The sequence below is a fragment of the Microvirga sp. HBU67558 genome, from assembly GCF_018069605.1.
In the GTDB taxonomy this organism is placed as follows: Bacteria; Pseudomonadota; Alphaproteobacteria; order Rhizobiales; family Beijerinckiaceae; genus Microvirga; species Microvirga terrae.
In genome coordinates this window covers 1-363 of sequence record NZ_JAGPUP010000155.1, presented here as the reverse complement: position 1 = coordinate 363, position 363 = coordinate 1, and the positions used below count along the sequence as shown (strand labels likewise).

Genomic DNA, 363 nt, shown 5'->3' with positions numbered 1-363 from the left:
TTGGCTGAACGGAGGAGCAGCTCTCACGGCGGACACCGTCAGGCCAGGATACACTGTGAGAAGCCGTTGGATACAGGCCTCCGCCTCCTGTTGCCTGCCGCTCAAGGCATAGGATGCCGTCAGGAACCGGTTGATCCAGACCGCTCTTGGATGCGCATGACGGGCTTTCTCAAGCCATGTGACAGCCTCCGGATAGCGGCCGGCCACGAAGTGAGCATCTCCAATGCCGGCATAGGAGTTGAAAACCATGGGATCAAATGGGCTCAGACGGATGGCCCGCTCGAAGTGGTCAATCCCGGTTCTCGGATCATCGCGGAACGTGTGAAGCCACCCGCTGCGGTTCCATGCCCAGGCCGAGTTCGG

The 363-nt window shown here is 60.6% G+C and carries 1 protein-coding gene; it reads left to right on the top strand.

Annotated elements, in window-relative coordinates; genetic code table 11:
• Positions 1–156: 156 nt before the first annotated feature.
• Positions 157–363 (top strand): hypothetical protein (locus KBI52_RS32430; protein ID WP_247654084.1); only part of this gene is annotated, 207 nt, incomplete at its 3' end.